Below are 12722 nucleotides of genomic sequence, written 5' to 3'. Positions count from 1 at the left end.
TCCCCATTTAGGTGTTATTTTATTCTACTGAATTATCCCAAACTATTTCTCTATATTTTTCAGGATCAGTATCTCCTTCTGTACTAAATAATAAGACTTTAGAATTTTCATCTAATTCTAATTTTTCTTTAAGGTCTTTATAATCCTCATTAGTCATAATTTCATATAAAAGACCAGTAGTTACAGCACCAGATTCCCCTGAAATAACTCTTCTATCTTCTTTCATTGGGTTTCCTAGTATTCTCATTCCTTTTGCAGATACCCAGTCAGGACAAGATACAAAAGCAGTTGAATATTGTTTTAATACTTCAAAACCTATAGTATTTGGTTCACCACAAGCAAGTCCAGCCATTATAGTTTGCATATCTCCTCCAACTATTCTAGGTTTTCCATCTGCAGCTTCTGCTGATTTGTAGAAACAATCTGCTAAATTTGCTTCAACTATTACAGTTTTAGGGCAATTTTCTTTGAAAATTTCTGCAAAGACACCTTGTACAGCTCCAGCTAAAGATCCTACACCAGCTTGAACAAATATATGAGTTGGTCTGTCTACACCCATTTTTTCTAATTGTTCCTTAGCTTCAAGTGCCATAGTTCCATAACCTTGCATTATCCAAGTTGGAATTTTTTCATATCCTTCCCAAGCAGTATCTTGAACCATTACTCCGTTATGCTCATTTGCATATTTATCTGCAAGTCTTACAGCATCATCATAGTTCATATCTGTTATACTAGCTTCTGCTCCCTCGTTTTTTATATTTTGTAATCTCTTTAAAGAAGATCCCTTTGGCATATAAACTACTGATTTTTGTTTTAATTTATTTGCAGTCCAAGCAACTCCTCTACCGTGGTTACCGTCTGTTGCCGTTACAAAGACGATATCTCCAAGCTTTTCTCTTATTTCATCAGAAGTTAATCTATTATAAGGAAGTTCAGATATATCAAGATTTAATCTATCTGCAAGGTATCTTCCCATAGCATAAGATCCACCTAATACTTTAAAAGCATTTAGTCCAAATCTATAAGATTCATCTTTTACAAACATATCTTTAAGTCCTATATTTTTTGCTAAATTTTTAAGTTCTACTAGTGGAGTCTCTTCATATTTTGGGAAACTCCTATGAAACTCTCTTACTTTCTTTATCTCATCTTCCTTTAAAAAGCTTGAGACATCGTTTTCATTTTTAGGCATTTTATTTTCTTTCCAAAGTATTTTTTCCATAGTATTTTCCTCCTACATTATTCTTTACCGTCTGAATCTGTATCTTTAGGTAAAATTAAATTTAATATTATTGCAACTAATGTTGTTACAACAATAGATGACTTTCCAAAAATTGATATTGCCCAACTTGGGAATAATGCTAAAGCATCAGGAACTTGAGTGATTCCAACTCCAAGTGCTATTGAAATACCTACTAAAGTAACATTTCTCTTGCTTAATCCGCTTTCTGAAACCATCTTCACTCCTGTCATAGTGATAGTTGCAAATACAGAAATTGTTGCTCCTCCAAGTACACATTGAGGAATACTTGTTAAAACTGCTGAGAATTTTGGAACTAAACCTGCTACTATTATAACTATTGATGCAAATACGAATACTGATCTATTAATAACCTTATTCATAGTTACAATCCCAACGTTTTGGCTAAATGTAGCTGTTGGCATACATCCAAAGAATGATCCTAAAATACTAGAAACACCATTTCCTATGATACCTCCTGATAATTCTTCGTGAGTTGCTATTCTACCCATTCCTCCTCCAGTAGTTGCTGAAAGGTCTCCTATAGCTTGTACTGAGTTAACTATATGCATAATTACCATTGAAATAATTGCTGTTGCATTAAAGCTCATTCCAAAACGCATAAACTTTGGTATTTGTATAATTCCAAGTGCTGATGTATCTTCAAATTTAACCATTCCTAAAAAGAAAGAGATAATATATCCAACTATTATCCCAATTAAAATAGAAGATAATTTTAAGTTTCCTTTTGTAAAGAAGTTTAAAAATATAACTACTCCAAGTGTGATAAGTGCCACTAACCAGTTAAGGGGTGACCCAAAAGTTTCACTTCCAGCTCCACCAGCTATGTATTTAACAGCAACTGAATATAATGATAATCCTATAGATAATATTACAGTTCCAGTAACTACAAGCGGGAAAAACCTTGCAAGCTTTTTAACAAAGATACCAAATACAATAGCTACAGCCCCACCTATAAGTTGAGCTCCAAAAATAGTAGCTAAATTAAATTCCCCAGCAATTGCTGTAAGTGTTGGTACGTAAGCAAAACTAACACCCATAATAATAGGAAGTCCAGATCCTATTTTCTTAAATAAAGGAAAAAGCTGAATAAGGGTTGCTATTCCTGAAAATACAAGTGAAGTTTGTACTAAAAGTATTTTGTCGCTAGGACTTAAGTCACATACCCCTGCAACTATAATAGCTGGCGTTACACATCCAACAATCATAGCTACCACATGTTGCAAACCTAATGGTATTATTTCTTTCATAGTTGGTCTTCCATCGAATTTGAAAAGTAATGAATTTTTATCTATTGACATTAGCTGCTCCCCCTTTAAAGATAAGGCTCTTATTTAAAAGGGTTAGCTTAAATTTTTTGATTTTCAAGTTATAAATAAGAGCCTTTTCCTAGAATCTATTTTTCATTAAATACTCTTTCTGTGTTACGTTTTTCTAGCTTTTCTAGAACTTCTTCTGGATTTTCCATTTTGCTTAAGAAAATCATTGCAGCTACTACATATGGTTTAAAGCTCGCTTCTTTATAAAGTTCATCTCTATATCTATCAAATACGCTTGCTTCTACTTCACCTTCTTTGCAGCTTACACCTGTAATGTCAGCTGGTAAGCAGTGCATGTATAATGCTTTACCGTCTTTAGTTAATTTCATTAACTCTTCAGTGCATTCCCAATCTTTATGTTTTGCGTTAGCTTCTAAAAGTTCTTTTTCTAAAGCCTTTATGCCTTCGTCATCACCTTCTGCATATAATTTTGTTCTTTTTTCCATAGCTACAAATGGAGCCCAGCTCTTTGGATAAACTATATCAGCATCTTTAAATGCTTCTTCCATAGAATTAGTTTTTGTGAAAGATCCTCCTGAAGCTTTAGCATTTCTTTTAGCTACTTCTTCAACTTCTTCCATAACTTCGTATCCTTCTGGATGAGCTAGGACAACATCCATACCGAATCTAGTTAATAGTCCTATAATTCCTTGTGGAACTGATAGAGGCTTTCCGTATGATGGTGAGTGAGCCCATGTCATAGCAACTTTTTTACCTTTTAAATTTTCTATACCGCCAAACTCATTTATTAAGTGAAGGGCATCTGCCATTGCTTGAGTTGGATGGTCGATATCGCATTGTAAATTAACTAGAGTTGGTCTTTGTTCTAAAACGCCATCTCTATTTCCATCTTGAACAGCTCTAGAAACTTCTCTCATATAAGTATTTCCTTTACCGATGTACATATCGTCTCTAATTCCGATTACGTCAGCCATAAATGAAATCATGTTAGCAGTTTCTCTAACTGTTTCTCCGTGAGCTATTTGTGATTTACCTTCGTCTAAGTCTTGTACTTCTAATCCAAGTAAGTTACAAGCTGATGCGAAACTAAATCTAGTTCTAGTTGAGTTATCTCTAAATAATGAGATTCCAAGCCCACTATCAAATACCTTAGTAGATACATTGTTTTTTCTAAGGTCTCTTAAGGCCTCAGCAATAGTAAATACTCCTTTAAGCTCATCTTCTGATTTTTCCCAAGTTAAAAAGAAATCATTGTTATACATATTTTTTAGATCTAATTTTTTTAGTTCATCAATATATTTTTTTGTTATAGTCATCTTAAATTCTCCTCTCAATTACCCTAATATTATTTATTGTTGTTACAGTATATAGTTGGAACTGCTGCGTATACAGCTGCACATCTTACTAAATCTTCTTTCCAAGTTTTTTCGTTAGGTGCATGTGCTTCTGCTTCTTTACCAGGTCCAAAACCTATACAAGGTATATTGTATCTTCCCATAATTGATACTCCGTTAGTTGAGAAAGTCCATTTATCAACTAATGGTTCTCCATACATTCCTTTGTATGCTTCAACCATAGCTTTAGTTGGCTCTGCATCTTCTGGAATTACCCAAGTTGGGAAGTAGCAATCTGTTGGATATACTAATCCAGTCCAGCTTGGTCTTTCATAAGTGTACATAGTAACTTTTGCACCGTATTTTTTAACAAATGGTAAGTCTTCAACTTCTTTTAAAGCACTTTGGTATGTTTCACCGTCTGTTAATCTTCTATCTAAAGATATTGCGCACATATCAGCAACTGCACATCTTGATGGTGAGTTATAGAAAATTTGTGAAACTGTAACAGTTCCTTTTCCTAAGAATGGGTCATAGTGTAAATTATCATTTAACACTCTAACTTCTTGCAGAATATCTGCCATTTTATAAATAGCATTGTCTCCTCTTTCTGGAGCTGAACCGTGGCAAGAAATTCCTTTAACTTCAACTCTGATTTCCATACGTCCACGTTGTCCTCTATAGATGTTTCCATCTGTAGGCTCTGTTATAACAACAAACTCTGGAGTTATTTTATCTTCGTTGTGTATGTATTGCCAACATAATCCATCACAATCTTCTTCTTGAACAGTTCCAGTAACTAAAACTGTATATTTATCACTTAAAAGATCTAAATCCTTCATTATTTTTGCACCGTAAGTTGCAGAAACTATTCCGCCTAATTGGTCTGAAGCTCCACGTCCTCCGATTTCTTCATCATTTTCATATCCTTCATATGGATCAAATGTCCAGTTGCTTAATTCTCCAAGTCCAACTGTATCTATGTGAGCATCGTAAGCTACAAGTTTTTCTCCAGTTCCCATATATCCAAGAACATTACCCATCTTGTCTATTTCAACTTTATCAAATCCTAATTTCTCCATTTCTTGTGCAATTCTTTTAATTACACCTTCTTCTCCAGCACTTTCACCTGGAATTCTAATTAAGTCTCTTAGAAACTTAGTCATATCACCTTTATAGTTTTCAGCTTGTAATTTTATCTTCTCAAAATTCATCTATGGTTCCCCCTTAAGATTTATTTATTTTTACGCCTATATATCATTGCAATTCCCGTGCCAACTTATAGATAAAAATTTAACTATTATAAGTCTAATCAATGGACAATTTGTTAAAATTTGAAACCGTTTACTAAGATTCCGCTCTTTTTAGTAACCAAAAATATACATTCCTTTATCCTAATTATCAAAATGATAATTATTTATCATTTTGATAAAAGCTCAAACCTAATAAATTTCCTATATTAAGATTAAAATACAATTTTTAGTTATCGTTTTGATAATTTTAACGCTTCATTCTTTTTGTTTTAAAAATAAAAATATTAAAATAAGAAATATTTTTTTAAAATAGATGAGCCCATATATTCCAGTATTTTCCATTCTATACCTCTATAGTAACTCTCACTTCCACTACAACATTGTTTTGCTTCTTTGTTGGTATTTTACTAAAATCACCTGAATAAAGCCTATATTTTATGTCCATAATCAAAATAATAAAAAAATTCAAATTTTTTCGAGGTGAGATTATGGTACATACACAAGCTTGTCCCCATTGCAATTCAAAACACTTTATTAAATACGGTAAATATAGATGCGTCCAAAGGTATCAATGTAAGGATTGTCTTAAAACCTTTAACGAAGGAACAGGACTTGTCTGGCATAACACTAGAAAAAGTGTATCCCTTTGGGATAAATATACTCGTCTTATGCTATCTGGTGCTACTATAAGAGATTGCGCAGATAGATTAAATATTTGTATAGAAACTTCTTTTAGATGGAGACATAAAATCTTAAAGCACATCGGAACTTATACAGATTCTAGAAGAACTCATATCGTTACAGCTATAAGACATACTAAATTCTTAGAAAATTTTAAAGGGCAAAAGACTCCTCCCGTTTGCACTATTTCTAGAAGAAAAAATATCTTTGTAGCTACAACTATTAACAAAAATAATTACTCTCTAGCTAAGATATCCTTTGATTCTATGAGCCCTACAAAGGAATCTATAGAGAATTTATTAAATGAGTTTAATCCTGTATTTAATACTTACTTCCTTCCAGGTAAAGATAGATTTTCTTATCTTGTATCAAAAAAATTAAACTACGCTCTTCATAAAAAGAAAGAATTAGAAATTTCTAAAGAAGAAAGTGAAATTTTACTTAGTCACTGCTCTGATTTTATTTTGAATTTAAGAAGATGGCTTAGAAAGTTTAGAAGCGTCGCTACAAAATATCTGCAAGTTTATTTAAATTGGTTCGTATATATTTACGAAGGATCTTACGAAAAACATACTATTTTATCTAATTTAATAAGCTCTATTTTTTGCGTAAAAATCATTTAATTTTTCTTAAAATAACTCCTAATATAGGTGCGTTTTAATAGCTTGTCCATCTAACTTTTACTTGTGTACTACGATCAAATTTTTATAGTTTGTCTAAATAATTTTCACTTGTCCAAAATATCAAAAATTTACCCAAATATAGCGAAAATCCCTTTTACCAATAATATCTCGTAACAATGATATAGTTTTTTTAGAATTTTAAATTTTTTTATTATCACCTAGATAAGGTTGTTATCCAGGCCTTGTACTTTATAATAACTGCTAAATTCAAAGTAAATCTTATATCTTTAATCATTTTCATAAATAAAAACACCTACTTATCTCTTCATAATAAGCAAGCGTTTTAAATTACAACTTTATATTTCAATATCCATAATTCTTTTTAAATCTTCAATTCCCCTTAAAACTTCTTCTAAAGAAAAATCACTTTTTAAAAGTTCTTCTTCATCTATTTTCTTTAAAGACTCATAAAATTCAAATCCTATATCATAAATTTCTTCAGATTTATTCTCTTCTAGCTCTTTAAATAGCATATCTTCAGCTTGATTATAATCTTTATAAAATACTAATTTAGTAAAAAGAATCTTAAAAGCATCATTTCCATTAGAATTTATATTTATCTTTACTTTTGAATCATTATTGCTCTTTAACATAAAAAGTCTCCCTTTTGATAAAATTTATATTTAATATAGTATCACAAATATATATTAAAAATATTTCTTTAACAATAATTTTACCTTAAAGAAGTTTATATATTTTACTTCTTTAAAAATAAATTTCTGATATACTATACAAAATACATAGTTCTAGGAGTTGTTATATTATGAAAATTCGTTCAATACAAAGTTCTGATAATAAATCTATAGAAAAAATAATAAAAGATAATTTAAAAATCTTTAATTTAGATATTCCTGGCACTGCATATTTTGACCCTGAAATATCTACTTTAAGTGATTTTTATAAACTAACAAACAAGCGAGAATATTTCGTGTTTGTAGATGATTTAGATAATGTTTTAGGTGGAGTTGGAATCGCTGAATATGATGAAAAAAATAATATTTGCGAATTACAAAAATTATCTTTATCAAATGAGTCTAAAGGAAACGGAGCAAGCTATAAATTGTTAGATGCTGCAATTAATTTTGCAAAAGAAACTGGTTATAAAAAAGTATATTTAGAAACTTACCATACTTTAGAAGCTGCTGTGCATTTATACAGAAAATACGGTTTTAAAGAATTAGAAAAACCTTTAATAAGCTGTAATCACGATACTATGGATATGTTTTTTATAAAAGATATTTAAATAAAAGAAGATATCTCCTAAATTCGAGATATCTTCTTTTATATTACATTCCCATCTTTATTCCTTTTTTAACTAATATCCAGTTTACAGGGTATGCAGTTATAAATCCGCAGCACATAGCTATTTGCATCATAAACCAAAATTCTGGTGTAGTTGGTGATAAACGTCCGAACCATACAAATATAACTAATGCCATAAAACCATACATACCTATTTGCCAAGAAGTAAGTGAGAAAAAGTCAATTTTTAAAGCTTTTAACCAAACCTTTAACCCCTTTTTCTTCATCATAGGTGAAATCGCTGCATATTGAAAAGTTACTCCAGTTAAAAGAGCTAAACAGTAATCTAAAACCCATTCTCCAAATGTTAGATTATTAAAAATAGTAAATGGAACAACTAAAAAAATCCAAGGCCCTATAAGATCAGCTAAAGAACACCCAGCACCGCAGTGAAGAGTATCTGCAACTACGCCTTGCCAAAAACTAGAATACTTTTTCTTTGAGGGCTTGTCCTCATTCCCTGATCCTTTCATATCCATTTCCTTGCCTTTTGACATGTCCATGTTCTTCATGTTCATTCCCTTATCTTTTGACATATCCATGTTACTCATATCCATACCCTTCATATCTGACATGTCCATATTTTTCATATCCATTTCCTTATCTTTTGACATATCCATGTTACTCATGTCCATTCCGTTCATGTGTGGCATGTTCATATTCTTCATATCAATTTCCTTTTCATTTGACATATCCATATTACTCATGTCCATTCCGCCCATGTGAGGCATGTCCATGCCATTCATATCTGACATATCCATTTTTCTATGTTTACCTATAGTAAAATAAGCTAAAATGCAAAAAGGACCCGCCCAAAGGCCATTTATAGGCCAAACTAAATTCATTATTGGCATTTCCTTTTGAGGATTCCTTATAATATCAACTGTAATAATAATTGCTGATAAAATTCCAATACATATAAATATCTCTGATAAACTTTTAAACAATAAAATCACTACCTAACTTAAAATAAATAAAATTCTAAAATGTTAATTTTTAGAACCTTTAAATTTATTTTACAAGTCGCATATGGCTATAGTATGAAGTATTTTAAAGATTCAAAGTTAATTTACCTCTTTATAATAGTTCTGAAATACTTATAAAAAAATTTTAACTACTTATCATTATCTTTCTTATAAACCCAAGTTTTTGCGCAACGGTTACTATAGAAATTTTTAAAGTTTTAAAATAATACTAAAGGCTTACTAATAGATGAACCTATCAGTAAGCCTTTATTTATGCCAATAACTTTCCTATTATATCATTTTCTTTTATTACCCCGAAAGCTCTACTATCTAAGCTGTTTTGATAATTATCTCCTATTACAAAAAATTCACCTTCTTTTAAATTAAAGGCTTTTTTTTCCCCACTATAATTGTAGTTAGTTTGAAGTATATTGTTGATATAAACTTTTCCATCTTTTAATTCAACTCTATCTCCATCTATTGCAATCACTCTTTTAACGTAAGATTCAGAGTCTTTCTTAAAAACTATGATATCTTTATTTTCATAAAAATCCGATTTTCTTATTATTTTTAATTGATTATCTTTTAATGTTGGAGCCATGGACTCTCCTGAAACTCTTAATATTCTAAAATTCATACAAACATAAACTGCACACAAAACTAAAAATAAATTAAACAAAATCTTTATAATCTTATTCTTCTTGTTGCACATTCCTCTACCTTAGGGTCATGAGTTACTACTACTATAGTTTTTCCTTTTTTATTTATATTTTTTAGAATGTTTAAAATAGAGTCTCTATTTTTTTCGTCTAAGCTTCCTGTAGGCTCGTCTGCCAAAATTATTTCTGATGGTTTTAAGATTATTTTAGCTAAAGCAACTCTTTGCTGCTCCCCACCGCTTAAATGATAAATTTTTTGATCTAATATATCTTTTGATAGTTCAACTGTTTCTAAAGCTTCAGCCATCATTATTTTTTCTTTATCTTTATTAAGTTTTAAAAACTTAGTTCCAATTTTCAAGTTTTCAAACACAGTCTTTTCTTCTATAAGACCATAGTTTTGAAATAAATATGATATCTTGTTTCTTAAAAGTTTTACCCCTTCTTTTGAGTTAATTTTAGGGTTTTTAATTCCTTCTATCATTATATCTCCTGAATCTACTTTTTCTAAAAGGCCTATCATATTTAATAAAGTTGACTTTCCTTTACCGCTAGGCCCCATTATAGAAACTAGCTCTCCTTTTTCAATATCTAAGTTAAAATCTTTAAAAAGTATTCTGTTTCCATAGCTTTTATTTATATTTTTTAAGGAAATTATACTCATTTACTCTTCCCCCTTTATTACGCCTACTACATTTTTATTTCTAAGTATAGATGCATATATTTTAAAAATTATTATTTCTACTATAGCAACAATAAATAATATTACTAAATTTATATTTAAGATAAAACTGCAAATAAGTAATAATATAAATTCTATTATTTGAGTTAAAATAGCTCCCTTATAAACATCTATAAATTTATATCCACCTAAAGTTTTATAGATAATTTCTTTTTTATTTATAGTAAAGTAAATACGTGTACTGTATATTACAAGGGCTAAGGCCCCTACTATATAAACAAACAAGTCAACAGCCTTACTTAAAAGGCTAAGCCTTTTGCTCTCTATAACTTCTGAGAATGTATTTGAAACATACTGGGCTTCTGGTAATACGTCTGTAAGTTTGTATTTTTCTAAATACGGCTTTATCTCTTCATAAGGATTATCAGTTTTAGTATCTAAAATATAGTATCCACCAGAGATAAAGTTCATCATCTGATCCCAAAAAATATCACCTTTATATAAGATTATTATAGGTTCTTCTATAAACCCAAAACTATCAGGACTTACTTTAGCACTATATGAAAATAATTTTGTATTTTTATCATAAATACTTATTACTATATCCTCATCTTTTAAATCGTATATATTTTTATAATTTTCCTTTATAGCTTCTTTGTCCATATCTTTTGTAACAAATAGATTTAGTTTATCTTTATCAATTTTTTCAGCTTCAATCCTATCTCCCTTAGAATCTCTAACTTCATTTTCTTTAAGGTAATTTTCATTTATCATAATATAATTTTGGAAAGTTTTTTTATTTCTTTCTAATTTTTCTGGATTAGATAAGTTCCTGCTATCAATTAAAATACCATTAAATTTATCCTTAGTTTCTTCGTAGAATTTACTAAGTCTTTTATTATACTCTAATTGGTTGTTATCAGAAACATCAGTAATATTGCTCATAAATGGCAGAACTACATAGTTTTTAGCCTTTAAATTCACGTCTTCTAATATTTTATTAGTTTTTGATATTTCTAAAAGCCCTGAAATAATAGCCGTTAAATTTGTTAGGAGTAATGCTATAAATATAAATTTTGATATAAGTGTTACAACGTATATATCTCTATTTTTCTTTTTACCTTTAATAACAGATGATTCTTTTTGAAATAATATATTTGTATTTGCTAAGATAAATATAAATATTGATACTGCAAAGAATAAGATAAATTTAAACATCGAGAAGCTTAAGAAATCTAATAAAGAATTTCTATATAATGCCGCTATAAAAACCATATTTAATAAACTAATAAATACAAAACTAACTATAAAAATTTCTCCTTCTTTCTTTAGATATTCTTTTAATATATCTAAATTAGAAAATCCACTTATCTTTCTTAATACAGTTTCTTTACCTTTACCTAAACTATAAAAAATCATACTTATAGTTAATAAAAATAACGGGATAATAATATTTTTAATATTTAAAAACTCTCTTTGAATGCTGACTCCATTATCTTTAGAAACCAAGTACCCTTCCTTATTTATAGCATTTAAAACCTCATCTACTTTTTCAGATTTAACAAAGTATTTTGAGTTTTCAAGATTATATTTACTTACATCTTCAAAAGTATAAATAGTAGTATGACCCGTAAAAGTAGACCCTGGAATTCTATTTTCACCAGATGTTTTTAATTCCCCTTTACCTTTTAAAACTTCTACGTAATTATCTATTCCTACATCTAAAAAATCACCTGAATTACAAGTTATGTAATATACATAATTAACTTTATCTTCTTTTGTAAGTTCTGTATTTGCCATCATGATATCCGTATTTAATCCTTTTACTATCCTTTGAATATCATAAACAAAATCTTTACTCTTTTGCCCTTCCTTTTTAGATATTTGTATACTCTCTTTATCATTTTTAAATTTATTGTTGTTATTATTGCTATAATCAAAGAAATTTAATATAGAAATAAATAATAAACTAACTACAAATATCGAATGCATTATTTTCTTCATAGCCTACCCCCTAAAAATTATTATAAGAAGGCTAGTAAACTAGCCTTCTTTACTTCTTATTTTTTTCCTACATGGTAATAAGAATTATCTACTTTCCAAGTTGATGATGTTGATGCATCTGACCATTGACCTTTTGCTCTATTATAATCTGTATCCTTCACTCCATTTCCATTAACAACTGATGATCCATGTATCTCACTTGCATGATAATACTCAGAGTAAACTCTGCCAGATCCAGTTCCATAATTCCAAGTTCCTCCTCCTACTTGTACTGTTTTTGCTAACCCTGTCACTGTACCTACTGCTAAAATACTCATTAATGCTATTGCTATAAATTTTTGTTTCATAATAATCTCTCCCTTTTACTTAATATTTAAAATTTGTAACGTTACTTCAAACTAATATTAGTATGTACTAGGATTTCTGCCTCGCTTTTATGTCATTTACTTTATGACCTTATTCTAAATTTTTTATAACACCGTTTACTACTTAATTCATAAAAAGCAATTTTTTTTACACAAAAATTAGTTATTTTCAAGAGACCTTCTTTTTATTCAAATAAATTATCATTTTTCCCATTTAATATAAAAAAATATTTTAAAATTAATTTTATTACTT

Annotated in this window: 13 protein-coding genes; 2 read left to right on the top strand and 11 right to left on the bottom strand. The window is 29.4% G+C overall.

The window, feature by feature from the left end; all coding sequences use genetic code 11:
• Positions 1 to 19 precede the first annotated feature (19 nt).
• The 5 genes from dpaL to INR60_RS17560 all read right to left on the bottom strand — a co-directional run bounded on the left by dpaL (position 20) and on the right by INR60_RS17560 (position 5597).
• On the bottom strand, positions 20 to 1222 hold the full coding sequence (gene dpaL / locus INR60_RS11220) for a diaminopropionate ammonia-lyase (RefSeq protein ID WP_194191620.1): 1203 nt from the start codon (positions 1220 to 1222) through the stop codon (positions 20 to 22).
• A 17-nt stretch (positions 1223 to 1239) separates the two neighbouring features.
• Positions 1240 to 2562 carry a uracil-xanthine permease family protein gene (locus INR60_RS11215; protein WP_194191619.1) on the bottom strand — a complete coding sequence of 441 codons (1323 nt, stop codon included), beginning with the start codon at positions 2560 to 2562 and terminating at the stop codon, positions 1240 to 1242.
• A 95-nt stretch (positions 2563 to 2657) separates the two neighbouring features.
• Positions 2658 to 3857: a knotted carbamoyltransferase YgeW gene (gene ygeW, locus INR60_RS11210; protein ID WP_194191618.1), complete on the bottom strand. Its 1200-nt coding sequence runs from the start codon at positions 3855 to 3857 to the stop codon at positions 2658 to 2660.
• Between the two features lie 29 nt (positions 3858 to 3886).
• A complete protein-coding gene (locus INR60_RS11205; RefSeq protein WP_194191617.1) occupies positions 3887 to 5089 on the bottom strand; it encodes a YgeY family selenium metabolism-linked hydrolase in 1203 nt (400 codons plus the stop codon).
• 382 nt (positions 5090 to 5471) lie between these two features.
• Complete coding sequence (locus INR60_RS17560) at positions 5472 to 5597, bottom strand: hypothetical protein (RefSeq protein WP_274380443.1); 126 nt, start codon at positions 5595 to 5597, stop codon at positions 5472 to 5474.
• A gap of 19 nt (positions 5598 to 5616) precedes the next feature.
• On the opposite strand from INR60_RS17560, the gene INR60_RS11200 reads away from it, so the two are divergent.
• The gene (locus INR60_RS11200; RefSeq protein ID WP_194191616.1) at positions 5617 to 6432 is read left to right on the top strand and encodes an IS1/IS1595 family N-terminal zinc-binding domain-containing protein; all 816 of its coding nucleotides are present in this window, start codon (positions 5617 to 5619) and stop codon (positions 6430 to 6432) included.
• A 356-nt stretch (positions 6433 to 6788) separates the two neighbouring features.
• Here the strand turns inward: INR60_RS11200 and INR60_RS11195 are convergent, their stop codons facing one another.
• A complete protein-coding gene (locus INR60_RS11195; protein WP_194191615.1) occupies positions 6789 to 7085 on the bottom strand; it encodes a DUF6483 family protein in 297 nt (98 codons plus the stop codon).
• Between the two features lie 170 nt (positions 7086 to 7255).
• Here INR60_RS11195 and INR60_RS11190 point away from each other — a divergent pair, with 170 nt between their 5' ends.
• The gene (locus tag INR60_RS11190; protein ID WP_207729563.1) at positions 7256 to 7735 is read left to right on the top strand and encodes a GNAT family N-acetyltransferase; all 480 of its coding nucleotides are present in this window, start codon (positions 7256 to 7258) and stop codon (positions 7733 to 7735) included.
• A 43-nt stretch (positions 7736 to 7778) separates the two neighbouring features.
• Here the strand turns inward: INR60_RS11190 and INR60_RS11185 are convergent, their stop codons facing one another.
• The 5 genes from INR60_RS11185 to INR60_RS11165 all read right to left on the bottom strand — a co-directional run bounded on the left by INR60_RS11185 (position 7779) and on the right by INR60_RS11165 (position 12451).
• On the bottom strand, positions 7779 to 8741 hold the full coding sequence (locus tag INR60_RS11185) for a DUF4396 domain-containing protein (RefSeq protein WP_194191614.1): 963 nt from the start codon (positions 8739 to 8741) through the stop codon (positions 7779 to 7781).
• A gap of 289 nt (positions 8742 to 9030) precedes the next feature.
• Entirely contained in the window at positions 9031 to 9471 is a 441-nt protein-coding gene (gene lepB / locus INR60_RS11180; RefSeq protein ID WP_274380442.1) for a signal peptidase I, read from the bottom strand.
• On the bottom strand, positions 9444 to 10082 hold the full coding sequence (locus INR60_RS11175; RefSeq protein ID WP_194191612.1) for a putative bacteriocin export ABC transporter: 639 nt from the start codon (positions 10080 to 10082) through the stop codon (positions 9444 to 9446). The genes lepB and INR60_RS11175 overlap by 28 nt, the downstream gene beginning before the upstream one ends.
• Positions 10083 to 12104 carry a DUF1430 domain-containing protein gene (locus INR60_RS11170; protein WP_194191611.1) on the bottom strand — a complete coding sequence of 674 codons (2022 nt, stop codon included), beginning with the start codon at positions 12102 to 12104 and terminating at the stop codon, positions 10083 to 10085.
• 56 nt (positions 12105 to 12160) lie between these two features.
• Complete coding sequence (locus INR60_RS11165; RefSeq protein WP_194191610.1) at positions 12161 to 12451, bottom strand: lactococcin 972 family bacteriocin; 291 nt, start codon at positions 12449 to 12451, stop codon at positions 12161 to 12163.
• Positions 12452 to 12722: the final 271 nt, after the last annotated feature.

Origin of the sequence: Clostridium chrysemydis (assembly GCF_015234215.1) — a bacterium.
GTDB classification, from domain to species: Bacteria; Bacillota; Clostridia; order Clostridiales; family Clostridiaceae; genus Clostridium; species Clostridium chrysemydis.
The sequence above is the reverse complement of the archived record's forward strand: the minus strand, read 5'-3'. Positions and strand labels throughout refer to the sequence as shown.